The sequence below is a fragment of the Mesorhizobium sp. M7A.F.Ca.CA.001.10.2.1 genome, assembly GCF_003998575.1.
GTDB lineage: Bacteria > Pseudomonadota > Alphaproteobacteria > Rhizobiales > Rhizobiaceae > Mesorhizobium.
The window spans coordinates 1-798 of sequence record NZ_RZQY01001188.1; the positions used below are offsets into that span (position 1 = coordinate 1).

General features: G+C 60.0%; 1 protein-coding gene. It reads right to left on the reverse strand.

Annotated elements, in window-relative coordinates:
- Positions 1–15: 15 nt before the first annotated feature.
- The coding region (locus tag EN964_RS36050) for an alpha/beta fold hydrolase (RefSeq protein ID WP_164776533.1) at positions 16–798 on the reverse strand (783 nt) is incomplete at its 5' end.

A 798-nucleotide genomic window follows, 5' to 3' on the forward strand; every position in this document is an offset into this window, starting at 1 on the left:
GATGACGACCCCACTTCAGCGTTTGCCATGGCTGTCGAGAAACGCAGCCAACAATCGCGAAACCTGATCAGAAGCCTCACGCGTCGGGAAGTGTCCGATGCCATCCAGCACCACCCGCCTGTAGAACGCGGTGAAATGCTCTTCGAGCCCCTCTGAGGACTGGGCAAACACAACGCGGTCGGCGCCACCATGAAGCGTCAGGATCGGCACCGTGATGATCTTGACCGCTGCTTGCCGGCGGGCGAGTTCGGCATAGCGGGGATCGGGCTCGGCCTCTTCCCATCGGACCCGATAGGAATGCAACGTCACATCCGCCCAGTCAGGATTTTCGAACGAACTCGCGACACCATCGAAAATAGCGTCGTCGAACCAGCCTGATGGACCCCAGCTGTCCCACTGGTATCTGGCGAATTCCTTGCCGTTGTTTCGTACGAACTCGGCGCCCCGTGCCGTCGCCATGAACCATTGATACCAAAATGCTTTCGCTTGTCCGGGCGCCGGCGTTGCTGGTTTGCCTGGTTGCCAGCCGAGCGACAGCGCAGCACAGCACTTGATGCGGTCCGGGAAAACCGACGCGAGCAGATAGGATATCCGGGCGCCCCAATCGTGTCCGACGACTGCAAAGCGGCTGAGGCCAAGCGCATCGGCAAAATCCAGCACATCCTGCGCCATCGCGGCAATCTCGCCCGAGCGCATGATTTCTTTTGACAGGAACGATGTCGGCCCGAAGCCCCGCAACCAAGGCGAAAACGTCCGGAAGCCAGCTTCATGAAGGACCGGCGAAATCCGAGCGTATGT